The organism is Arundinibacter roseus, from assembly GCF_004348825.1.
Lineage (GTDB): Bacteria > Bacteroidota > Bacteroidia > Cytophagales > Spirosomataceae > Arundinibacter > Arundinibacter roseus.
This window is the reverse complement of the sequence record NZ_SMJU01000005.1, coordinates 126,194-149,033: the sequence shown is the minus strand read 5'-3', so window position 1 is coordinate 149,033 and position 22,840 is coordinate 126,194. Positions and strand designations below refer to the sequence as shown.

General features: G+C 46.4%; 19 protein-coding genes. 8 read left to right on the top strand and 11 right to left on the bottom strand.

The features are described 5' to 3' along the window. Positions 1-263 precede the first annotated feature (263 nt). Positions 264-1,805, bottom strand: a complete 1,542-nt coding sequence (locus EZE20_RS08985) for a S10 family peptidase (RefSeq protein WP_132116718.1) — start codon at positions 1,803-1,805, stop codon at positions 264-266. Positions 1,806-1,874: 69 nt separating this feature from the next. Further along, a complete protein-coding gene (locus EZE20_RS08980) occupies positions 1,875-3,362 on the bottom strand; it encodes a S10 family peptidase (RefSeq protein WP_132116716.1) in 1,488 nt (495 codons plus the stop codon). A gap of 213 nt (positions 3,363-3,575) precedes the next feature. Between EZE20_RS08980 and EZE20_RS08975 the strand changes: the two genes are divergently transcribed. Beyond that, the gene (locus EZE20_RS08975) at positions 3,576-4,715 is read left to right on the top strand and encodes a DUF819 family protein (protein WP_132116714.1); all 1,140 of its coding nucleotides are present in this window, start codon (positions 3,576-3,578) and stop codon (positions 4,713-4,715) included. Between the two features lie 88 nt (positions 4,716-4,803). Here the strand turns inward: EZE20_RS08975 and galU are convergent, their stop codons facing one another. Beyond that, positions 4,804-5,667, bottom strand: a complete 864-nt coding sequence (gene galU, locus EZE20_RS08970) for a UTP--glucose-1-phosphate uridylyltransferase GalU (protein ID WP_132116712.1) — start codon at positions 5,665-5,667, stop codon at positions 4,804-4,806. A 114-nt stretch (positions 5,668-5,781) separates the two neighbouring features. Beyond that, positions 5,782-6,777 carry a mevalonate kinase family protein gene (locus EZE20_RS08965; protein WP_132116710.1) on the bottom strand — a complete coding sequence of 332 codons (996 nt, stop codon included), beginning with the start codon at positions 6,775-6,777 and terminating at the stop codon, positions 5,782-5,784. A 396-nt stretch (positions 6,778-7,173) separates the two neighbouring features. Between EZE20_RS08965 and EZE20_RS08960 the strand changes: the two genes are divergently transcribed. Together EZE20_RS08960 and EZE20_RS08955 are read left to right on the top strand one after the other, a co-directional pair. After that, positions 7,174-8,325: a glycosyltransferase family 39 protein gene (locus EZE20_RS08960; RefSeq protein ID WP_132116708.1), complete on the top strand. Its 1,152-nt coding sequence runs from the start codon at positions 7,174-7,176 to the stop codon at positions 8,323-8,325. A 31-nt stretch (positions 8,326-8,356) separates the two neighbouring features. Continuing rightward, positions 8,357-9,085, top strand: a complete 729-nt coding sequence (locus tag EZE20_RS08955) for a glycosyltransferase family 2 protein (RefSeq protein WP_132116706.1) — start codon at positions 8,357-8,359, stop codon at positions 9,083-9,085. A gap of 77 nt (positions 9,086-9,162) precedes the next feature. Here EZE20_RS08955 and EZE20_RS08950 read toward each other — a convergent pair whose 3' ends face one another. The 5 genes from EZE20_RS08950 to atpA all read right to left on the bottom strand — a co-directional run bounded on the left by EZE20_RS08950 (position 9,163) and on the right by atpA (position 13,673). Continuing rightward, entirely contained in the window at positions 9,163-9,705 is a 543-nt protein-coding gene (locus tag EZE20_RS08950) for a YceI family protein (protein WP_132116704.1), read from the bottom strand. A 142-nt stretch (positions 9,706-9,847) separates the two neighbouring features. After that, positions 9,848-10,009 (bottom strand): hypothetical protein, encoded by a 162-nt coding sequence (locus EZE20_RS24010; protein WP_165933445.1) that lies wholly within the window; start codon positions 10,007-10,009, stop codon positions 9,848-9,850. A 195-nt stretch (positions 10,010-10,204) separates the two neighbouring features. Then, the gene (locus EZE20_RS08945) at positions 10,205-10,939 is read right to left on the bottom strand and encodes an outer membrane lipoprotein-sorting protein (RefSeq protein ID WP_132116702.1); all 735 of its coding nucleotides are present in this window, start codon (positions 10,937-10,939) and stop codon (positions 10,205-10,207) included. A gap of 204 nt (positions 10,940-11,143) precedes the next feature. Then, entirely contained in the window at positions 11,144-12,022 is an 879-nt protein-coding gene (gene atpG / locus EZE20_RS08940; protein ID WP_132116700.1) for an ATP synthase F1 subunit gamma, read from the bottom strand. A gap of 73 nt (positions 12,023-12,095) precedes the next feature. Continuing rightward, complete coding sequence (gene atpA, locus EZE20_RS08935) at positions 12,096-13,673, bottom strand: F0F1 ATP synthase subunit alpha (RefSeq protein WP_132116698.1); 1,578 nt, start codon at positions 13,671-13,673, stop codon at positions 12,096-12,098. A gap of 298 nt (positions 13,674-13,971) precedes the next feature. On the opposite strand from atpA, the gene EZE20_RS08930 reads away from it, so the two are divergent. The 3 genes from EZE20_RS08930 (at position 13,972) to EZE20_RS08920 (ending at position 17,682) form a co-directional block, all read left to right on the top strand. After that, entirely contained in the window at positions 13,972-14,688 is a 717-nt protein-coding gene (locus EZE20_RS08930) for an FKBP-type peptidyl-prolyl cis-trans isomerase (protein WP_228713653.1), read from the top strand. Positions 14,689-14,696: 8 nt separating this feature from the next. Beyond that, entirely contained in the window at positions 14,697-16,811 is a 2,115-nt protein-coding gene (locus tag EZE20_RS08925; RefSeq protein WP_132116694.1) for a carboxy terminal-processing peptidase, read from the top strand. Between the two features lie 139 nt (positions 16,812-16,950). After that, positions 16,951-17,682, top strand: a complete 732-nt coding sequence (locus EZE20_RS08920) for a CPBP family glutamic-type intramembrane protease (RefSeq protein ID WP_132116692.1) — start codon at positions 16,951-16,953, stop codon at positions 17,680-17,682. A 51-nt stretch (positions 17,683-17,733) separates the two neighbouring features. Here EZE20_RS08920 and EZE20_RS08915 read toward each other — a convergent pair whose 3' ends face one another. Then, complete coding sequence (locus EZE20_RS08915) at positions 17,734-19,056, bottom strand: MATE family efflux transporter (RefSeq protein WP_228713651.1); 1,323 nt, start codon at positions 19,054-19,056, stop codon at positions 17,734-17,736. Positions 19,057-19,242: 186 nt separating this feature from the next. Between EZE20_RS08915 and EZE20_RS08910 the strand changes: the two genes are divergently transcribed. Together EZE20_RS08910 and murA are read left to right on the top strand one after the other, a co-directional pair. After that, the gene (locus EZE20_RS08910) at positions 19,243-19,968 is read left to right on the top strand and encodes a DUF4290 domain-containing protein (RefSeq protein WP_132116688.1); all 726 of its coding nucleotides are present in this window, start codon (positions 19,243-19,245) and stop codon (positions 19,966-19,968) included. Between the two features lie 30 nt (positions 19,969-19,998). Next, positions 19,999-21,306, top strand: a complete 1,308-nt coding sequence (gene murA, locus EZE20_RS08905; RefSeq protein WP_132116686.1) for a UDP-N-acetylglucosamine 1-carboxyvinyltransferase — start codon at positions 19,999-20,001, stop codon at positions 21,304-21,306. Positions 21,307-21,325: 19 nt separating this feature from the next. On the opposite strand, the gene EZE20_RS08900 is transcribed toward murA, so the two are convergent. Continuing rightward, on the bottom strand, positions 21,326-22,792 hold the full coding sequence (locus EZE20_RS08900; protein WP_165933444.1) for a capsule assembly Wzi family protein: 1,467 nt from the start codon (positions 22,790-22,792) through the stop codon (positions 21,326-21,328). Positions 22,793-22,840 lie beyond the last annotated feature (48 nt).

Sequence of the window (22,840 nt, the reverse complement as noted above, 5' to 3'; positions counted from 1 at the left end):
TTGAGAATTAAGCTTAATTCTTTCTGGATTTTAGACGACTTAGCTAGATTGATTTTAAGAGGAATAATTGAAATAAAAAAACTTTTTATTAGATTTTGCAGTGATTTTTTGACGCAAACGTTCCCGGAATCGGTTGCGTTTTTTTATTTTTTTATTAAAAATAATTTTTTTGCCCAATAAACAATCAAAAAAAGAGCGGTGCTGCATCCCAATGTTGAGATACAGCACCGCTCAAAAATTGTCTTATTTAAAGAAAGGTTAAATTACCTGTTATACTTAATCGGCTGTCCGGGTTTGGGTAGTGCTTTTTGCACAAACTTCCGAATATCCTCATTGGCCGAAATCAGGTCTTCCTGCCGCAGGTACATCATGTGCCCGCTTCGGTAGCCCTTCCAGTCCATACGATCTTTGAGCCGGCCGGCCGGGTCCATTTGCCACATGTTGTTTTGGGCATTGAAATAATCACAGGCTCCGTCGTAGTAGCCCGACTGCACCAGCAAATGCAGCGACGGATTTTGTGCCATAGCCTGCCGCAGGTTCTCACCGGTTCGGTCTGTGTTTTCTCCCGACCGTGACCACGGATATACCGGCCCGAACATGAAATATTTCAGGTCTGTTTTGTACCCCAGCACTTCCCGGAAGTAGTAGTTGATCGGGGGCGTAAACGAATGCAGCCAGGAAGTAAGTTCGGGAGAATAGTCGGGCCGCTCGCCGGCATCCTGCCGGTCGATGCCAAGATAGCGCGAGTCGAGCCGCCCGATGGTAAAGCCTTTGTCGCGGAGGAGTTCTTTCCAGAAAAAATTGACGGGAATTTGCAGATTATGTTCCAGCACCACTTTTTCTGAAAGCCCCGAATAGCGGGCAATGCGTGCGGCTATTTCTTTCTTCTTTTGGGGTTCCAGAAATCCACCCATCGCCAGCGCCGGAATCAGCTCATTGGTCGTAAAGTTTTCTACCTCGGGCAGCATATCTACCAGATCTTTCTGTTGAAGTTCAGTCGGTAAAACTTTATGAAACCAGGCCGTAGCGGCGTAGTAGGGAAGCATGTTGGCGGCTCCCACGGGGCCGTTGCGATCAATGCCGAGGTTGGTCGGCGACACCAGAATCACGCCGTTGAGGTACATCCATTTGGCATTTTGCAGTTCCAGTGCCAGCCCGGACACGCGGTTGGTGCCGTAGCTTTCCCCAATAATAAACTTAGGCGAAAGCCAGCGGTTCTGACGGCTCACAAACGTGCTGATCCAGTCGGCGAGGTACTTAATATCTACATTTACCCCAAAAAACTTTGATTTAGGGCCTTTGGGATCAGCCATGCGCGAGTAGCCGGTATTGACAGGATCAATGAAAATAATATCGGCAACGTCCAGAATCGAATTCGGGTTGTCCTTCACGGTATAGGGTTGCAGCGGGTAGCCTTCGCTGTCGATGTTGAGAAGCTTGGGGCCAGTATAGGCCAAATGCATCCAAACCGAAGCAGTGCCCGGCCCGCCATTAAACGAAATAACCAATGGGCGATTGACACGATCTTTTACGTCCGTACGCTCATAATACGTATAAAAAACACCGGCTATGACCTTGCCGTTTTCGTCCCACACGGGTTGGGTTCCTACCTTGGCGGTATAAGGCACTTTCACGCCCTTGATCGTGACCACGTGGCTCGTCGAGAGCGTGGAATCCATTTCCAGCTTTACAGAATTTGTACTAGATGGTGCAGTCTTTGGGGCGGGCGGAGTGGCCGGTTTTTGCGCGTTGGTGTTCGCTGTTTTTATCAAAAAAATAAAAAGCAGTAAGAGAATTTTTTTCATATATTTTTCAGGAAAAGAAATCAAACCAGGAGTTAAAATGAGTGTTTAACCAGTAATCAGGAAAATGCCTCAGTATCGGGCAGGTTGATCGGGCTTGGGCAAAGTTTTTAGAATAAACGCCCGAATGTCTTCATTGGACGTAATCACATCTTCCTGCCGCAGGTACATCATGTGCCCGCTTCGGTAGCCTTTCCATTCAAAACGATCCTTCATTTTTCCGCTCGGATCAATGTGCCACATGTCGTACTTGGCATTGAAATAGTCACAGGCTCCATCGTAGTAGCCCGACTGAATGAGCACATGCAGATAGGGATTCTGCGCCATTGCCTGTCGGAGGTTTTCGCCGGTACGGTCGGTGTTGGCACCTTCGCGGCTCCACGGCCGGGTTTGTCCGGCAATAAAATAATCGAGGTCTGTTTTATAATTCAGCACTTCGCGCAAATAGTAGTTGATGGCAGGCGTAAACGAATGTTGCCAGGACGTATACTCAGGCGAGTAGTCGGGTCCCATGCCGGCCCCTGCCCGGTCGATGCCGAGGTAGCGGGAGTCGAGCCTGCCAACGGTAAAGCCTTTGTCGCGCAGGAGTTCTTTCCAGAAAAAGGCTGGTGGAACCATCAGGTTATGTTCCAGAATTACTTTCTCAGAAAGTCCTGAATAGCGCGCCATCCGTGCCGCCATCTGCTTTCGGGCGGCGGGGTCTAAGTAGCCGCCTTTGGTGATTGCCGGAATCAACTCATTGATGGTAAACTTCTCTATTTCAGGTAAAATATCGACGAGATCTTTCTGTTGCAGATCTGCCGGCAGCGCTTTGTGGTACCAGGCCGTGGCGGCATAGTAAGGTAGAAAATTGGCCGCTTCGACGGGTACGCCGCGCTCAATGCCCAGCCCCGTAGGCGACACCAGCACCACGCCATTGAGGTACATCCAATGTGAGTTTTGCAGTTCCAGCGACAGGCCCGACACGCGGTTGGTTCCGTAGCTTTCGCCCACCAAATACTTGGGGGAAGGCCAGCGGTTTTTACGGCTTACGAAGGTGTTGAGCCATTCGGCAAGGTATTTTATATCGGCATTTACCCCAAAAAAAGTAGCCTTGGAAATCGTGTCAGAAAGCATCCGCGAAAACCCGGTATTGACCGGCTCCACGTACACAATATCGGCCACATCCAGAATAGAATGTGGGTTTTCCTGAATTCCGTAGGGCTGCACGGGATAACCTTCGTCGTCGATCAGCAGCCGTTTGGGACCGGTGTAGCCGATATGCATCCAACAGGAAGCAGCGCCGGGGCCGCCATTAAACGAAATGACCAACGGCCGTGAGGCGCGATCAGTAACGTCGGTACGCTCATAATACACATAAAACAAACTGGCGATGGCTTGCCCGGCTTCGTTCCAGACGGGCTGTGTACCGGCCGTAGCCGAGTACGGAATTCTTTTTCCTTTGATCGTAACCTGATCTTTGGTAACAACGTCGGTGTCTACCTGAGGCAGGCGGTTTTGGGCATGCGCCCCGACCCAGATCAAGAGCCAGATAAAAGATAGGCAGAGCTTTTTATTCATGATTTTTTGGTAAGAATGGGTAGGTACAAACTCGATTAAGTAGGTTAAAATGATTTTTTAAAACTTTTTATCAAGGTAGAAATTTGGTCCTACATTCCCAAGACAGATTCTGCGGGGAATTTTTAAAAAGATGTTTTTACATCAATTAAGTAGAGCTGCTTTATTTTTTTCATATATTGGTTACGTCCTCAAAACCCGCTTTTTTTTGAACGCATGAACACGCACACACTCTTTGTCATTACCATTTTATGCCTCACAGTGGCCTTTTGCGAATGGTTATCCCGAAAACCATTTTTCCGTCCCATCGGCACGGCTCTACTGGTTATTTTGCTAACAGCTTTTGTAGCTAATATTGGGCTTATTCCCACGGGCTCACAGTCCGAGCCTGCCTACGACGCCATCTTTTCGTATGTAGCGCCTTTGTCCATTTTTTTTCTAATGTTGAGTGTAAATCTCAAAAGTATCCGGCGTGCAGGTCCGGTTATGATCGGACTTTTTTTGCTGGGAGGATTCGGAACAGTGGTGGGAGTGCTGGTAGCTATGAAGGGATTGGATGCGGCTTCACATCTCGGCGAAAGCCATTTCGCTATTGCCGGCATGCTTACGGGCACCTACATTGGCGGCAGCATTAATTTCAATGCGCTGGCCATTCAATACAACGTTGCCCGCGAAGGCGTACTTTTTGCGGCTGTAACTGCTGCTGATAATATCATCACCGCGCTTTGGATGATTGTAACGCTGGCGTTGCCCGCCATTATGGGAAAAAAGAAGAATGTGCCCTTAGAGAACCTGGGAGAAGAGGCAGTGCCAAACAATTCATTTGACGAAACTGAAACGATTCATCCACTCGATATTTCACTGTTGATGGCATTGGCCTTCGGAGCATTCACTTGTGCGAATGTGATTAACGAAGCTTTCCCGGTTATTTCACCCATTATGGTGCTCACCACGCTGGCCCTGATTTTGGCACAGGTTCCTGCGATTGGTCGGCTGCGCGGGAGTCGGGTACTTGGCCTTTTTATGATCTACCTGTTTTTGTCGGTCATCGGTGCCTATTGTGATTTGGCTGCACTTTGGCAAAACGGTACTTTGGCGCTTTGGTTACTCGGAATCATCGGGCTGATTGTGGGCATTCATGCGCTGGTACTTTTTGGTTTTGCCCGACTTTTTCGTCAAGATTGGGACGCCGTGGCGGTTGCTTCGCAGGCAAATATTGGGGGGTCCAGCTCGGCGCTTGCCCTCGCTCGCAGCCTGGGCCGACCGGATCTTCAGCTTCCGGCTATTTTGGTGGGTACGCTTGGCAATGGCATCGGTACCTACGCAGGGCTTTTGCTGGCGGAGTGGCTGAGGTAGTACAAAAAAACCTTATCCTCTTTTCATAATTACTCGGGCGACAAGCCTCTCTATGAAAAAGGATAAGGTTTTCAGGAACAGCTGACGGTTATTTCTGCAAAATTTCTTCTAAAAATTTACGAAACGGCGCGGCAAATTCTTTTCTCTTCAAAGCAAATTCTACGGTTGTTTTCAGGAAGTCGAGCTTATTGCCAATATCATGACGCTTGCCTTCGATGCGGTGGGCATAGATATTTTCCCGGCGAAGCAGCAGCAACATAGAGTCGGTCAGCTGAATCTCACCGCCTTTCCCTTTCGGTGTTTGCTCAATTGCCTGGAAAATTTCGGGTGAAAGAATGTATCGTCCGGCAATGGCCAAATTGGACGGTGCAGAGCCAATAGCTGGTTTTTCGATGAGTGTACTGAGTTCCAGGATGCTGTCACTCAGCGCCGTTCCGCCTACTATTCCGTAACGGTCTACTTTGTCGGTAGGGACTTCTTCTACCGCAATCACCGAGCCGCCGTATTGCTCGTACGTATCCATAAGCTGCTGCGTCACGGGGATGACCGAATCCATGATGGTATCGCCAAGCAAAACCGCAAAGGGCTCGTTGCCCACGTGGTGTCGGGCGTAATAAATGGCATCACCCAGGCCGTTGGCCTCTTTTTGTCTCACAAAATGGATGTTTGCCATATCGGCCAATCGGCGCATTTCGGTATGCCATGCCTGATCTTCCTTTTCTTCGAGACGAGCTTCGAGTTCAAAATTCCGGTCAAAATGGTCCTCAATGGCACGCTTGCCTTTGCCCGAAATAATCAAAATATCCTCAATGCCCGAATCGACAGCTTCCTGCACCACGTACTGTATGGTGGGGATGTCGATAATCGGCAGCATTTCTTTGGGCATTGATTTGGTGGCTGGCAAAAAGCGCGTTCCAAGTCCGGCGGCGGGTATTACGGCTTTACGAATCATAAGTATATCGGTACATTAGTTGCGGGCATCGAATCATAAATTACGTCAATTCCGATGCCGTAGAAGTTTAAATAATTGTATAATAACCCAACAATCTTGCATGATATGCCGTAATCAAACCACGAATGGCTTGATCACGCGGGCATTGTATTGTCTTAATTTTACAAAGAGTTTATTCAGCATATCATCGTCGCGGTAGGTTCCGATGATGGTACCGCCGGAGCCGGCAAATTTGGCTGACGCACCGCAGTCGCGGGCCGCCTGTACAAGCTCTTTATTGGATTCAGATACTGTATAGATTTGACAACGAAGATCAAAGTTTTGATTCATTAACTCATGCAAATCTTCCGTTCTTCCTTCAAGCAACGCTTTATGACCTTCGGCGGCGCAGTTGGCAATTTGTCCCAGCGTTTGGATTACTTCGGGTTCGCCCCGGTCAAAGCGCGCACGTACATCACTATGTACCTTCCCTGATACTTTGCTCAGGTTGGTATTGTAGGCTACGTAAAGTTTTGGCAGTGTGTGCGGTGGTATACGTTCGTAGTAGCCATGTCCCTGATTTTCAATCAATTTTTGGTCAAAATCCATAAAAACGCATCCTTCGTAACATTGAATGACACGGTCCTGCAAACCCGCCGTGATACCAAGTTCTTCGGTTTCGGAAGTCATGACGAGTTGCGGCAGAATTTCCAGGGGAATCTCTACCTTATAAAACTGCATGAGCGCCCGAAACAGCGCTACCACAATGGCACTTGACCCGGACATTCCGACCTGTCGCGGAATGGACGAACGGTACCGTACCGTGAAGTTTCGATTGGGAAGACGGATGCTGTTCTTTTCACAAAAGTCGGTAAACTTCTTGATCCCGGCTTTAATCAGTGGAATCCCGCCGTTGTAACCCAGCATCGTAACAGAGTCTCGCAGGTGATAGATGCTCTTGAACGTACTACTGTCCTGAGGCTGAGGCTCAATATGAAGTTCCGGCGATTCGTACAGCGAGATGGAAGTGCCAAAATTCCGGACCGAAATGGAAATCGTTTTTCCATAAAATCCGTCCGAGGGATTGCCCAAAAGCCCGGCTCGGGCGTAGGCTCGCGTTTCAGTGATCAATGATGTAAGCGTTTTTTTCTTTCAATATTACTAAGAAAAATCGAAACTTTGTTTTTGGTTTTATGTAAACTTGAATTACATAAATTTTTTAGGATTTTGGAGTATGTTAATTTTTTCCTTGCGTGTGTTTTCACATTTTCGGTAATCCGGTTCTGAAATTTATTCTATAACTTTGCCAATTGTATAACATTTTCATTTGAATATTTAATTTATCTTCTTTTGATTGGCTTTTTCAAGGAAAATTCTACGCTGTACTATTTCCTCTTGCTGGGAATAGCATTAAGAATTTTCCTATTCGTTACATTACCTCCATTTGGAGTTGATGCACATGGTGAAATTATTAATTTTTTGGTTACAAAAGGACGTCTTCCTCTCTCTCGGGAAGCGTTTTGCGCCATGCATCCTCCTTTATACTATTTGTTAGCTGCGCCATTTTTTTTAATGGATGAGTTTTCATCCCAAAAAGTAACTCAGCTTTTTTCTTTAATCCTTTCCATAGGTAACCTCTATGTATTGTATTTATTGTGTATTAAGTTGTTTAAAAACAATGCTTTAAGAAATGTTTCTTTTCTGCTTGCTGTATTTTTGCATTCGTTGGTTACTTTTTCTTTGTACGTTTCAAACGATACATTGGCGTTCTTTTTGGGGAGCCTGCTTTTTCTGTATTTGCATCAGTACATCCGTAAGCCGTCGCAGTCAAAGGAGATACTACTTGCTATTTTATTAGGCTTAGGGTTACTTACGAAGGGTACTTTTCTTGCTTTTGCACCGCCGTTGGTTGCGGTTGTTGGGCTTTCACTATGGAAAAAAGAATTGACTTTCGGACGAATATTTTTTCGTGTTTTTGTTTTTTGCCTGCTTTTTTGCAGCGTTGGTTCTTACAAATTTTTTGAAAATTATCTGGCCGAAGGACGATTCATCGTGCACAATATTGAGTTCTTTCAATATATGCCTGCTGGTAGTTACATTGGTATTAAAAGCTTCCTTTTGTTTGATTTTAAACGATTGCTTTTAAATCCTACTTTTTTTGAAGGGGATTTTTATCTGGAACATTTATATTCAATTTTGTTTTATGCAACCTTTTGGTATAAATACATGGAGCCTTTCAATGGGTTCGAACTGGGTTCCCAAACCTCCTTCAAGTACATGGGAAGCCTGATTTATATGGCCGGGTTGGTGCCTACACTTTTGATTTTACTTGGGTTTGCCAGGAAAACGATTTCCTCGTTTTCTTTTCTATTTACCTTTAAAAATCTTAATTCTGCTTTATTTGCCAAGAGATTAGAAGAAGCTGCCTGGATTTCCATGCTTGTACTTAGTCTGATTTTGGTACTGATGGCCGGGCTGAAATACGACGTATGGGTGTGTTTTCAATCACGCTTGCTTTTGCAGGCTTTTTTCCCGATCCTTTGGTTGCTATACGTTGGTTTGGAAACCATTCAAAAAAAATCCGGCTTCTTACTGGCAACGGGCGTGGGCTCCATACTTCTGGTATCGTTGTTGTACCTGATCTATTATTTGACCGAAGGGATTTTTGTTCTCTACTGATCCTGAGTCGTTTCGTTTGTTATACATTTTTATGACTAGAATTACCAAATTATCCATCGTCATTCCGGCCTACAACGAAGGAAGAACGATTGCTACCGTACTCGATAAAGTTAGTGCGGTGGAGTTAGTTCAATCCATTGAAAAAGAGTTGATTATAGTGAATGATTGCTCCGTGGACGATACCGAAGCGCAGGTTTTGGCTTATCAGCAAAAACATCAGGGGAGCCTATCAATCAAGTATCTTAAACATGAAGTAAACCGAGGCAAAGGTGCTGCCCTGCGCACGGGTTTTCAGCACGCCACAGGAGAAGTTTGTATCGTACAGGATGCTGATTTGGAATATGATCCCAATGAATTTAATCTTTTACTAAAACCGATTTTGGACGGATTTGCAGACATCGTTTACGGTTCCCGGTTTATGGGGGGAAAGCCGCATCGCATTTTGTTTTTCTGGCATACGATCGGTAACAAATTTCTGACCTTTGTGTCAAATATGTGCACGAATTTGAATTTGACCGATATGGAAACGTGCTATAAAATGTTTGATACCAGGATTTTACAAAGCCTGGATCTGAAAGAAAACCGCTTCGGCTTTGAGCCGGAAGTTACCGCCAAAGTATCGCGTATTCCCCGCATCCGAATCTACGAAATCGGAATTTCGTATTATGGCCGGACCTATGAAGAAGGTAAAAAAATCAACTGGAAAGATGGTTTCCGGGCTTTATACTGTATTGCCAAATACGGAATGCTGAAACAATAGACTGCCGGCTAGTCTGTACGAAAAGAGGTCAATCCGAACCATTCGGATTGACCTCTTTTCGTAGGTAAATCATTTGCTTAGGCAGGACGAGCGATCTGCACATTCAAAGCAAGCTTTACTTCATCTCCTGCAACAATACCGCCAGCTTCTGTCACTGCATGCCACGTTAAACCAAATTCTTTCCGGTTTATTTTACCCGAAACTTCGAAGCCTGACTTGTAATTGCCATAGAAGTCTGTCATGCTTCCGCCATACTCAGCTTTCAATACCACCGATTTGGTAATATCCTTAATCGTAAGATCGCCAGTAATCGTATAAACATCATCGCCCGTTTTTTCGATACTTGTAGATTCAAACGTCAGTTTTGGGAATTTTTCAGCATCAAAAAATTCGGCTGAGCGCAAGTGCTCATCGCGCTGTGCCTGATTGGTATCTACGCTTGCGGTGTCTGCTGAAAAACGTATGGCAGCCGTGGCGAAATCATCGCCTTCGGTTTCTACGGTTCCTTCAAACTGACGGAAGTGGCCCGTTACCGTTGAAATAACCAGGTGTTTTATTTTGAATTGGATTTCTGAGTGAGTGGGATCAATGTTCCAGGTTGTTTTTGTTGTTGCTTCCATGAGATGTTTGTATGTTTGTTTTTATGTGTTAATACATTTAATGTATATACAGATATTAAGATAAAAAAGTTTTCTGAACTCAAAAGAAAGGATCCAATACAGAGAAGTATCGGATCCTTCGATATGATTTACAAGTAGTTAACTACTTTTTCTTTTCCTCTTTTTTTTCTTTACGAACAAGATCCGGATCTTCGGCGGGTGGAGTGGAATTGGGTGTATTCGTAGGATAGGATGTATATACGGGTGCTTCCAATAGCTCTTTTCCTAAACCGGGTATTGCGGGTTCTCCTCTTTTACGTGCCATAGTATTTATAGTTTAGTGAAACATCATTTTCTATAATTCTATAACTAGTGGGTAAAGAACTGTTCCAAATAGATTTTCACTGGATTTAGGGGGAGATAGTACCGTTGGTGAGGAAATTCTTCTATGCCGAAGGCACCCAAAAAAGCCGCTCCTGAATGAAGCGGCTTCCGGTAAAATAGATAATATGGATGTCTCTTAGTTTTTAGGCATTGCAAAAATACTTTCGTCAATGGAGGGATTCACTTGTACAGACTTAACGAGCATCGTCATGACGCCGGGCATGGCAGGAGATTCAATTTCGGAAGAAAATGGAAACGTTACGCCATCTACCTGCTTGAAGTCCGAGAAACTGGATTTTACTTCTACGTCCTGACCTTGCACAGATACCTTTACCGCAGATTTCAGGATGTAATAGGTATCCTTTGAGATATAGTGCGTGGCGATACCACCGTTTGCCATAGTAACTTTAACAACGTAAACAGCTGCTCCTTCGAGGGTTTCTTCCCCTACGTACTCAGCCGTATGTCCTTTTTCTTTGTATTGATAAAGCCCGGTGAGATCAAGCTGCCCTGCCGACATCTTCACTTGTTCTTCGGGAAGCGCTACGGCGCCGGTTTGGCCGGTCATTGGGTTGATCATCCAGCCTGAATTACCGTCGATTCCCTGCACAATTGCCATGCCCTGAACGGTAGTTTCGCTACGAAGACCACGGCCCTGCATAATTGTGGTGGTTGATGGAAGATCCATTCCCATAACCTGAGCCGTCGCTTCGATTTTTACGCTTTTGAGGCCTGTGTATTTTTCGCCTCCCATAGCGGAAATATGCTTGCTGAAAATTTCATCTACATTTTGTGCTTTGGCAGATAAAACATGTAGAATCAGCCCCAGGACCAGAACACTCAACAGGCTGTTTTTTAGTTGAATACGCATACGATTGTAAGTTAATGAATGAATAAAGAGGGTTAAAATAAAATGAAAGATAGAGTTGAATACCCATACTACCGACCAAATATAGTATGAGTGGTAGTATTGTGGTATCAATTTGCGTAAAAACAGAAATATTTTTAGAGCTACTAACAAATAAGGCGGGCATATGCCCGCCTTATTTGTTAGTAGTATTGCAATAAATGTTCTTTACACCAACGCTTCTGCGCCACCCACAATTTCAAGGATTTCCTTAGTGATAGCTGCCTGCCGCGTACGGTTGTACACCAATTTAAGTTCTTTCAAAAGCTCCTGAGCGTTTTCAGTAGCCTTATCCATTGCGGTCATACGGGCACCGTGTTCAGAAGCATTCGATTCGAGGACACCCCGGTAGAGCTTAATTTTAAGCGATTTCGGAATTAACTCGTTTATGATTTCAGCCTCGGTTGGTTCGTAGGTATACGAAGTATTCACAACGGCCTGCCCAACGGCGGGTTCTGACGAGATGGGTAAAAATTGTTCCGTGCGGATAATCTGCGTCGCTACATTTTTGAATTCATTAAACACAAGATCAACCCGGTCGTACTGCCCGGCTTCATAAGCGTTCATGATCATCTCAGCGGCTTCTTTTACACCCACAAAACTTAGACGGGTAAAAATATCCTGATACGTACTGTTCACTTTATATCCCCGGCGTGCCATGCCCTCGGCCCCGCGCTTGCCAATGGCAAGCACCTCAACCTGTCCGCGACTTGCCAAAACAGGATAGTTTGTTTCGATATGCTGTACGGCGGCCTTAATCACGTTGGTATTGAATGCACCGCAAAGTCCGCGATCGGATGTGATAAGAACCATCAGCACACGTTCTACCGGACGAACTTTACTGAAAGGACTATCAGCGCCGGATTCGCTTCCTGCCGACACTGTGGCCAACATTTCACCAAGTTTCTGAGCGTAAGGGCGCATCTGAATGATATTGTCCTGTGCACGACGCAGCTTGGCAGCTGCTACCATTTTCATGGCCTTGGTAATTTGTTGGGTAGAACTTACCGATACGATGCGGTTACGTACTTCTTTTAAGCTTGCCATATACTGACTGAATGAACAACCGCGTGGCACAAGTGGAATAAATCCTCAGGGCCACCCGGTTGTATGAATAGGATTATGCGAATTTAGCTGAAACCTCTTTGGCTACTTTTTCCAGAACGCCCGTGGCGCTGTCATCAAGTTTTCCAGCCTGCAGCGCTTTCAGGGTATCACCGTACTGCGCCGAAAGAATAGTCAGATAGTCGTTTGAAAACTCCTTCACGCGATCAACCGGAACTTTATCAATCAACCCTTTTGTAGAAGCATAAATCAACGCCACCTGATGCTCCACCGATACAGGTGAATACTGTGGCTGCTTAAGTACTTCCTGATTGCGACGGCCCCGGTCAATGGCAAGCTGCGTGGCGGCATCAAGGTCAGATCCGAACTTGGCAAAAGCCTCCAATTCGCGGAACTGCGCCTGATCGAGTTTGAGCGTACCGGCCACTTTCTTCATGGACTTGATCTGAGCGTTACCACCCACGCGGGATACCGAAATACCCACGTTGATCGCCGGACGAATACCGGAGTTAAACAGGTTGGTTTCGAGGAAGATTTGTCCGTCCGTAATCGAAATTACGTTGGTTGGGATATAAGCCGAAACGTCGCCTGCCTGAGTTTCAATAATGGGAAGAGCCGTGAGCGATCCGCCACCTTTTACCTTGTGTTTCAGGGAAGGGGGAAGGTCGTTCATATTTTGGGCAATAGAGTCATCATTTACGATTTTTGCAGCCCGCTCGAGCAAGCGGCTGTGCAAATAAAATACGTCTCCCGGATAAGCTTCGCGTCCCGGAGGGCGACGCAACAGCAGCGAAACCTCACGGTACGAAACGGCTTGCTTGGAAAGGTCGTCATAAATAACCAAGGCAGGACGTCCTGTATCACGGAAATATTCACCAATAGCAGCCCCTGTAAAAGGCGAGAAAAACTGCATCGGGGATGGATCCGAAGCACCGGCTGCTACAATTACGGTATAGTCCATGGCACCGTAGCGACGCAGGGTGGCTTCTACCTGCTTAATGGTAGAGGCTTTTTGTCCGCAGGCTACATAGATACAATACACGGGCTCGCCGCGATCGTAAAATTCTTTTTGGTTGATAATGGTATCAATACAAACCGCAGTTTTGCCGGTTTGACGGTCACCAATCACGAGCTCCCGTTGGCCACGGCCAATCGGAATCATAGCGTCGATTGCCTTAATACCAGTTTGAAGGGGCTCCGTAACGGGCTGACGGAAGATTACTCCGGGCGCTTTGCGTTCGAGGGGCATTTCAAAAAGCTCGCCCAAAATGGGACCTAAGCCGTCGATTGGTTCAGCCAATGTGTTTACTACGCGGCCTACGATTTGATCGCCCACCTGAATGGATGCAATCTCGTTGGTGCGTTTTACGGTGTCTCCCTCTTTGATTTCGCTGAAATCGCCGAGCAAAACTGCGCCCACATTGTCTTCTTCAAGATTGAGAGCAAGAGCTTTCAGGCCATTTTCGAATACAAGCAGCTCTCCGGCTTGTACTTTGGAAAGCCCATAAATACGTGCCACGCCGTCACCGACCTGAAGCACCGTACCCACTTCTTCGAGTTCCGCCTCTGTTTTTGCGCCCGCCAATTGTTCGCGCAGAATGGCTGAAACCTCGTCCGGTCTTACAGATACCATAATATAGTTACTTATTTGAATGTAGTAGTATAGTTTTTTAAAAACTGCCGCAAATTTAGGGTTTTATTTCCTTATATTAGATAGAGATTTAAAAAAAACTATATGGCTAAAATTAGATTTTTCTAAGGGTACCCCTTGGAGGGCCACAGGGGCGTATTTTTATAGGAATAGCATAAATTCAAACTTTTTTACCTATCAAATGTGTTTTTAAGTAGATTACTTTCGTTTTTTCTCCATCTTATCAAAATTTTATCTTTACCTGTTCTTTTTTAACCGAATGTATTGTAACCTAAAATTGATGGCTGCGGCCATAACAACCGTGGCACTGACTACCACCTCCGTAGTAGCACAAACCTCCAAAACGCCCGCGAAAGCTCCGGTTTCTACGCAAACCTCCTCACCTTCAAACCCTCAGTTAAAAACGGCTATCGACTCGGTTGCCTATTCGATTGGTCTGAGTGTAGGAGGTTCGCTGAAATCGCAGGGGCTGACGGATATTAACACTAATTTGCTGATGCAGGGAATTAACGACCTGCTCAAAGGCAACCCGACACCCCTCACCCCCGAGCAGGCCAATCAGACTATTGGCGAGTATTTTCAAAAGCAGACAACCGCCAAAGCCTCCGAAAATCAAAAAAAGGGGGAGAAGTTTTTGGAAGAAAACAAGAAACGTCCCGGGGTTGTTACTACCGCAAGTGGCCTGCAATATGAAGTAGTAAAAATGGGTGAAGGTGCAAAACCTGCCGATTCGTCCAAAGTAAAGACACATTACCATGGCACACTTATTGACGGAACGGTATTTGACAGTTCTGTGGATCGTGGCCAACCGGTCGAATTCCCGGTAAATGGTGTTATTAAAGGCTGGCAGGAAGCTTTGCAGTTAATGCCCGTAGGATCCAAATGGAAATTATATATCCCTTCCAATTTAGCGTATGGTGAGCGGGCAGCGGGCCCGGCAATCGGCCCAAACTCTGCGCTTGTTTTTGAAGTAGAGTTGTTAGAAATCTTAAACTAGAAACAGTTATGAAGAAGTACTTGATCACCCTGATACCCGTCATTTTGTTGGGTTGGCAGCGAGGTCCCGAGCCCCAGAAAGACGCAGTTCTTCCCGCCGGTATTGAGGTGGAAGAAGGACGTCTGTCCGAAGATTTGTCGCCCACGGAGGCGCAGTTTCGGGCCGAAGCGCTCGTTACCCGCATCCTGTCCAATTATCATTACCGCAAAACTAAGCTTACGGATTCGTTGTCAGTGGTGATTTATAAAAAGTACCTTGATGACATTGATCATAACAAGCTGTATTATCTCGCATCTGATGTGGAGCGATTTGAAATACATAAGGAATCGTTTGATGAGTTTTTGACAAAAGGCGAACTGGACGTGCCGTACGAAATGTACAATGTGTTCAGAAAACGCTATCAGGAACGCAGCGCATTTATCCAAAATCTCCTGCAAAAACCCGCCCCCTTTGATTTTACAGTGGACGAAAGCCTGAATACAGATCGGGAAAAAGCCCCTTGGGCAAAAAGCGGCGAAGAGCTGAATGACATTTGGCGTAAGTACATCAAAAGCGAAGCACTGGATCTAAAATTGGCCGGAAAAGCCGATACCGCTATTGTCAGCACGTTGCGCGACCGCTATAAGAATCGTGACCGAGCTCTGGCCCGGATTCGTACTGAGCAGGTATTCCAAATGTACATGAATGCCTTTGCCGAATCATTGGATCCACATACCAACTACATGGGACCAACTACCGCTGACCGCTTTAAGCAGGACATGAGTCAGTCGCTGGAAGGCATTGGAGCTATGCTTCGGGAAGAAGATAATTACATCAAAATTGTGGATGTGATTCCCGGTGGACCGGCCTTCAAAGGAAAACAACTGAAAAAAGAAGATCGGATCATGGGCGTTGCTCAGGGTGATGAAGGGAAGTTTGTAGACATTGTTGGCTGGTTTGTTGACGATGCTGTAAAGCTTATTAAAGGTTCCAAAGGAACGGTGGTGCGTCTGCAGGTACTTGCTGCCAATGCACTGCCCAATACACCGCCCCGTGAAATCCGGATTGTTCGGGAAAAAGTAAAACTGGAAGAATCGCGTGCCAAAAGTGAGATTGTTTCGGTAGAGCAGGGGGGACGTCAGATGAAAATTGGAGTAATAGATATTCCTATGTTTTACCGCGATTTTGAAGGAGCGCAAAAACGGGAAAAGGAATTTTCCAGCACTACGCGTGACGTACAGGCGCTCATGGAGCAGCTCCAAAAAGATGGCGTAGAAGGTATCGTAATTGACTTGCGCAACAACGGTGGAGGCTCCTTGACCGAGGCTATTTCACTGACCGGACTTTTCATTCAGAAAGGTCCCGTGGTGCAGGTAAAGGAATCGATGGGTGATATTGAAATTCAGTCAGATACTGACCCGATGATTGCCTATGACGGTCCCTTGGCGGTAATGGTCAATCGGTTTAGTGCCTCGGCTTCCGAAATTTTTGCCGCAGCAATTCAGGATTATAAGCGTGGCGTAATTGTAGGCGAACAGTCGTATGGCAAAGGTACCGTACAAACGGTCATTGATCTGAACCAATGGATGCCTAAAGAAAGCGAAGAGCTGGGACAGGTAAAAATGACCGTCGCGAAGTTCTACCGTGTCAATGGCAGCAGCACTCAGTTGCGCGGAGTTATGCCGGATCTGGAATTGCCCACTGCTTTTGCGGCAAACGAATACGGAGAAGGTTCACAGCCAAGTGCCCTGCCCTGGGATCAGATTGCGTCATCCCGCTACGAAGTTACCCATGCAATTTCTGATAAAACTATTGCCCGTCTGCGGGATAAATATGCGCAGCGGTTGCAGTCGGATGAAGAATTGAAAAAACTGGCCAAAGATCTGGAATCGTTCCGTAAGGCACGCGAGGACAAATCGGTTTCTTTGCAAATTGACAAACGTAAAAAGGAACGCGAAGAAGCCGAGAAAAAACGCTCGGCTGTGAGTAGCCTTGATATGGAAGATGAAGAAGCAGAGGAAGGAGAAGTAACTCCGGCAAAAAAGAAGAAGGATGTTTACATTACGGAAACAAGCCGCATTTTGGCTGATTTGGTAGCTATTTCCAAAGAGACAAGCGTGGCAGGTGCCAAGAAGAAAAATTAAGTATAAAGCCGGGGGAATCACAAAAGATTTTTCACGGCTTTAATTATATGCTTCTCAAAAAGCGGTCGCTAATTTTTCAGGCGACCGCTTTTTGCATACAATACGTTGTTATTTTTTTCTGTGTTCTTAGCTCTCCTTCATGAGAATCATTCTGCGTGATTTTTGGAATTTCTTAAAAAAACCTCATTCGTCCCAATTACCTGAGGTAAGTACCTTTAAGAAAACGCTTCACCTGTTTCTTGCGTTATTTGTTATCCGCCTGATTAGTCTTGTGCTGGAAATCAATGCGTTTCGGCCTCTGATTCGGCATCTTACCGGAAGCGAAGTAGCCCGGCAATATCATTCTTTTGATGCCGTCGATTTTGTAGTAAGTGCACTGCTCATAGCCCCGCTTGTGGAAGAAGCCGCTTATCGTTTAGGACTCAGATTTCATCCCGTACAGACGGCTATTTCTCTGGGGTTGGTCGCATTTTACTGGCTTCCGTTTGGAGGGACCTATTCCTACACAAGCCTGCTATCAGTTGCCCAACTGCCAGGCTTTTACCTCATGGTTTTTGTATCGTCAGTGGTTGGCCTTACGGCCTACGCCTTGTTCAAAATTCCGTATGTAGGTTCTCAAATCGCCGGAAAATGGAATCAGCAGTTTGGATGGATTTTTTACATTTCCAGTCTATTATTTGGATTGATGCACGTATTTAACGTCCGCGAAATCACCTGGGCAGTGGTAGTTCTTGCGCCCGTAATTACGTTTCAGCAGCTGGTATTTGGGTTGTTCAATGGCTACGTACGCATGCGCTACGGATTTATACAGGCCGTCATTCAGCATGCTTTATTTAACCTTTTGCCCGTGCTCATTCGTTTTTGGAGCTGAGTACAAACTCTATTTCTTTAAAGCCTTTGAGGTTCTTTTAAATTTATAGTATCAATGTAGAATTTGCTCAGGATCGATTTCTTCCAGCCGAATGCGATGGTATTTTGTATAAAAACGGTACGTAAGTAAAACTGCCGACACGGTCAGACCAGCTAACAATCCAACCCAAACGCCCATGGCATCCATTCCCAACGGAAACGCCAGCACATAACCAATGGGTAGTGCTACCACCCAATAGGAAATGAGCGTAAGGAATGTTGGAACATTGACATCGGCTATGCCGCGCAAAACCCCTAGTGCTACGACCTGAATGCCATCAGAAAGCTGGAAAAACCCAGCGACAATAACGAGCGTACTGGCAATTGTAGCCACCTCGGCATTGTCCCGAATATACAGGCTAACGAGCCATTCGTTGGCACCAAGAAATAGGATGCAGCATACCACCATAAACGCTGTCACGAGCAGAAAGGCGGCTGTTCCTGCCCGTTGAACGGCTGGCAGGCTTCTTTTTCCAACGGCCATTCCGACCCGAATACTTCCCGCAGCTGCAATACCCGTAGCCATCATGTAAGTAGTGGAGGCCAGATTAATGGCGATTTGGTGCGCCGCCAACTGCGGCTCGCCCAGCCAGCCAATCACAATAACAGCGAGCGAGAAAGCGGCTATTTCGAAGAAAAACTGAAACCCTCCCGGAATCCCTATTCGCAAAATTTTTACGATCAGATCATTCAGGGAAACCTGACTGATGCGGGTTAGGTAGGGGTGGAAAAAGGAGTCGTTGCGTACGTACATCCAAATGGCCAGGGCCATGAAACACCGGGCCAATAACGTACCTAGTGCTGCGCCCGTCAGCCCCATTGCGTGAATCAGGAAATAGTTCAGGAACGCATTCAGCAGCAATGCAGACATGGTAATAAACATCGCCACTTTTGGATGTGAAAGTCCATCGCACAGCTGACGAATGGCAATGAAAAGCAACAAAGGAATGTTTGAAAGCGTTAGAATTAACATAAATGGCTTTGCAAGGCGGGTAACTTCGGCGGTTTGACCAAAAACGTCAAACTGCCAGACAGCTACAAGGCACACGAGCCCCAGCCCCAGGCCCAAATACCAGGCTACCCGAATCCCGGCCCGATAAAGACGGTTGATTTCTTCATAGTCATTTTTGCCTTTGGCCTGCGAAACAAAGGCCGAGACAATGCTTAACCCACCGATGCCAATACTCCCGATCAGAAAGGTCAGTGAGTTGGCCACACCGGCAGCCCCCAGCGGAATAGCCCCCAAAATCCGACCAATCATGAGGTTGTCGGTAACACCCATGAGTACTACACCCAACTGAGCAATCACAATCGGAATGCTCAGGCGAAGGGTCATTGATAAATCATTTTTATATAATCGGATAACCGGATGCATCAGGAATTTTGAGAAAAATAAAATGTACTACTCTTGTAAAAAGCCCGCAAAAATACGAAAACCCTTTGGGAAAAGATGCCCGCGGTCGGCATGATCTTTTTCTGGTAAAAACTTCTTAATTTTGTCAATCCAATAAATCTTCACGCTTTGAAAGAATACGGTAGTAACGTACAAAAACTGGCCGATCACATCGCTACGATGGAAGATCCGGCCAAGCGCACACTCTACGCGCACATCCTGGTGGAACTGATGCGTCAGATTCACCCAAACATGCGGGATAATCAGGACTACTACAACAAACTGTGGGATGATCTGTACATTATGTCAGATTTTGAAATGGATGTAGAAAGTCCATATCCGCCGCCGTCCAAAGAGTTATTAGGAAAAAAGCCCCTTAAAGTGGGCTATAATCAGCACAAGCTCAACTATCACCACTACGGTCGAAACATTGAACTGCTGGTTGAAAAAGCCATCGAAACCGAAGACCCCGACGATCGTCTTGCGTTCGTTTCGTACCTCTATCGCCTCATGCGCTCGTTTTATAACGCATGGAATCGCGACAACCCCGAGGATGTACTGCTGCTGGAACATCTCGAAGAGCTTTCGGAGGGACAACTGAAAGCAGAAATTGACTACATCCGTAAAAACGGAGCCGTGGAGTCATCGCCCAAAGACCGGAATAGTAACGTGGATAGGAGTAGGGGAAATACTTCAGGTGGCTACAAAGCTCAGACTAATTTTAATAACGAAAGAGCCAAAAATGTAAGTAACTCGGGCGGTAGTAACCGGCCCCGCCATTCCAATAAATATGCGAACCGAAACAGCGGTTCTTCCAATACAAATAATCCCAATAATCGTAATCGTAGAAAGTAAGTTTATTACTCTCCGCCACTGCTTCCAATTATGGCTTCATTTAAAATAACAGGTGGTCGCCACCTCAAAGGAGAAATCGTGCCTCAGGGTGCAAAAAACGAAGCGCTGCAGATTCTTTGCGCAGTGCTGTTGACCCCCGAGCCGGTTACTATACATAATATTCCTTCTATTCGGGATGTCAATCAGCTGATTGACCTTTTGGGTGATTTGGGCGTTCGCCGAACAATGCTCAACGATTCGTCGATCCGGTTTGAAGCCAACGATGTCAATACTGACTACATGGAGTCGGATTCCTTCCGGCAAAAGGCCGCTGCGCTTCGGGGCTCCGTAATGCTGCTCGGACCCATGCTGGCACGGTTCAGAAAAGGGCGGATTCCACGTCCAGGAGGCGATAAAATCGGTCGCCGCAGGCTCGATACACACTTTTTGGGCTTTGAAAAACTCGGAGCTGAATTTAGCTATGATCAGGAAGACGGTGGATTTTACCGCGTAGATGCCAAGAATCTGAAAGGTACCTACATGCTGCTCGACGAAGCATCCGTAACGGGCACAGCCAATGTGCTTATGGCTGCCGTCATGGCCGAAGGCACTACCACGATCTATAATGCCGCCTGTGAACCCTACCTTCAGCAGCTGTGCCTGATGCTTAATCGCATGGGTGCCAAAATCTCGGGTGTAGGCTCCAACCTGCTTACGATTGAAGGAGTAGAAAAACTGGGCGGAACAGAGCATACAATGCTGCCGGACATGATCGAAATTGGTAGTTTTATCGGTTTGGCCGCAATGACTAAGTCCGAAATTACCATCAAGAATTGTCAGGTGCCGATGTTGGGGGTTATCCCGGATGTATTCAAACGGCTTGGAATTCAGCTGGAAATACGGGGTGATGATATTTTTGTGCCTGCACAGGAGCACTACCGGATTGATAGCTACCTCGACGGTTCCACGCTTACCGTAGCCGATGCCCCTTGGCCGGGCTTTACCCCGGACTTGCTGAGTATTGTGCTCGTAACTGCGATTCAGGCGCAGGGAACGGTGCTGATTCACCAAAAGATGTTTGAAAGCCGCTTGTTTTTTGTGGATAAGCTGATTGAAATGGGCGCACAGATTATTCTTTGTGATCCGCATCGCGCTACCGTCATCGGCCTGAACCGTGATACACCGTTGCGGGGTATTCGCATGACCTCCCCTGACATCCGGGCGGGTGTGGCGCTGCTGATTGCGGCTATGTCGGCACGGGGTGTGAGTATTATTGATAATATTGAACAGATTGACCGCGGCTATCAGCACATCGATACCCGGCTAAATGCCATTGGTGCTGAGATTATTCGGTTGTAGAGTATTTTTAGTAATTTTTTTAGCGATTTTTCATTTTAGCAAGTTCTGCCCTAATTCCCAAATACGAACCCAGTGAAGAAGGGTAAAGCCCGCCTTTATCCCAGGCAAGCTGTCCGTTAAGCTTGATGTGCCCCAAGGCAGACAAGGGCATGTCAAGCGCAAGAAGCGAAGAGAATTGACTGATCCTGCGTTCAAAAGGAATATTTATTGTCCCAAAATGCAGACTGTACGAGGCTTTTGCCAGTACATGTACTTTGTTTAGTAAGAGTGCTTCCAGGCCAATGTGGTATAGAATTACGCTATTGGAAGGAAAAAACTCCCCCGTTGTACGAATGGAATCACTTACTTCCAGCCGCGTTGGAAGAAAAGGCGTACCCAAACCTTTGTCTCGGTAGGACCAACCCTGTGCATATTGGGCATGATTAAAATAATTGTCCAGACCTTTAAATCGTGTTCCGGTCAGGTCAAAATCATTTCCTGACTGATTTCGGGTATGCAGATATTCCAGCACCAGCCCTTTCCACGCCACTACTTTGCCCGAAGATTGCAGGGGCCGAACGCTGAAACCATACAGCCCATCGGGCAGATTTTGAATTTGAAGGCCCGATCCATCTTCGAAAGGATGCTGCCGATACACCAGAAATTTTGTTCGTTTCGTCGTCCAGTCTATCGCCAAATCATAGTGCCCCACGTGATTGCCTACACGATTGGTGCCGTCAAATTGGGTGAAGCGTGAGGTTCGGCTTTCGCGGGGAATATTGGCTAACACCACACCCCACAGATAATCTTTAAAATTTCGGGTAAGCTTCCCATCAACTGCCAACGGGCTGTTGTCCAGGTACTCGGCCTGCCCGCCCCAGGTAACGTGGTGATTGATGCCGACTTGCACATGTACACGGGACGATGGTTTTCCAAATCGGGCATGTAGTGTTTTTTGATGGAGAAATACGCCCTTTATATAGTTTTCTTTAAACCAGCCGTGCGCGTAATTGCCTTTTACAGAAAGGAAATCACGTAGAAAATGAATGGGAACATAGTCAGCAAAACCTACATTTATTTTTGGAACCGGCAGCGCATTGCCCGACCACGAATAGGAGCCGGAAGTCAGGGTCGTATCCATAATTCCGATCGCTTCCTTTTGGCGACCGGCAGTAATTTGCAGGTGTTTCCAGCGTACTTTCAGGTAGGCTTCGGGCAATAGATAGGTATTTTGACTGCCAAATGTTGTGACTACCTGAGCGCCCGCCGACCAGCCAAAGGTGGATTTTTTCTTCGTTTCTTCATGTTCAGCGCAGGTAGAATCAGCATGCAGGTACATGCCTAGCCGAACCGTGCCAAACGATGCCTGCATAGGTACTTGTCCCCACTGATTGGCACGGAGCCAAAATGGAATCTGATTGGAGCTGCTTTGATAGCTGCCCATTTCGGCTGTGGTACCAAAAGCAGGCGACTGAGAATAAGCCGAATGGAATAACAGAAAGCTCAAAAAAAAGGTATATAGATGGGCATTAAAAACCGTGCAATAGTGTTTACA

Excerpts from the sequence above, each read along its gene's own strand:
- EZE20_RS08985 (WP_132116718.1), bottom strand. The coding sequence starts at position 1,805 with ATGAAAAAAATTCTCTTACTGCTTTTTATTTTTTTGATAAAAACAGCG.
- EZE20_RS08980 (WP_132116716.1), bottom strand. The coding sequence starts at position 3,362 with ATGAATAAAAAGCTCTGCCTATCTTTTATCTGGCTCTTGATCTGGGTC.
- EZE20_RS08975 (WP_132116714.1), top strand. The coding sequence starts at position 3,576 with ATGAACACGCACACACTCTTTGTCATTACCATTTTATGCCTCACAGTG.
- galU (WP_132116712.1), bottom strand. The coding sequence starts at position 5,667 with ATGATTCGTAAAGCCGTAATACCCGCCGCCGGACTTGGAACGCGCTTT.
- EZE20_RS08960 (WP_132116708.1), top strand. The coding sequence starts at position 7,174 with ATGCATCCTCCTTTATACTATTTGTTAGCTGCGCCATTTTTTTTAATG.
- EZE20_RS08955 (WP_132116706.1), top strand. The coding sequence starts at position 8,357 with ATGACTAGAATTACCAAATTATCCATCGTCATTCCGGCCTACAACGAA.
- EZE20_RS08950 (WP_132116704.1), bottom strand. The coding sequence starts at position 9,705 with ATGGAAGCAACAACAAAAACAACCTGGAACATTGATCCCACTCACTCA.
- EZE20_RS24010 (WP_165933445.1), bottom strand. The coding sequence starts at position 10,009 with ATGGCACGTAAAAGAGGAGAACCCGCAATACCCGGTTTAGGAAAAGAG.
- EZE20_RS08945 (WP_132116702.1), bottom strand. The coding sequence starts at position 10,939 with ATGCGTATTCAACTAAAAAACAGCCTGTTGAGTGTTCTGGTCCTGGGG.
- atpG (WP_132116700.1), bottom strand. The coding sequence starts at position 12,022 with ATGGCAAGCTTAAAAGAAGTACGTAACCGCATCGTATCGGTAAGTTCT.
- atpA (WP_132116698.1), bottom strand. The coding sequence starts at position 13,673 with ATGGTATCTGTAAGACCGGACGAGGTTTCAGCCATTCTGCGCGAACAA.
- EZE20_RS08930 (WP_228713653.1), top strand. The coding sequence starts at position 13,972 with ATGGCTGCGGCCATAACAACCGTGGCACTGACTACCACCTCCGTAGTA.
- EZE20_RS08925 (WP_132116694.1), top strand. The coding sequence starts at position 14,697 with ATGAAGAAGTACTTGATCACCCTGATACCCGTCATTTTGTTGGGTTGG.
- EZE20_RS08920 (WP_132116692.1), top strand. The coding sequence starts at position 16,951 with ATGAGAATCATTCTGCGTGATTTTTGGAATTTCTTAAAAAAACCTCAT.
- EZE20_RS08915 (WP_228713651.1), bottom strand. The coding sequence starts at position 19,056 with ATGACCCTTCGCCTGAGCATTCCGATTGTGATTGCTCAGTTGGGTGTA.
- murA (WP_132116686.1), top strand. The coding sequence starts at position 19,999 with ATGGCTTCATTTAAAATAACAGGTGGTCGCCACCTCAAAGGAGAAATC.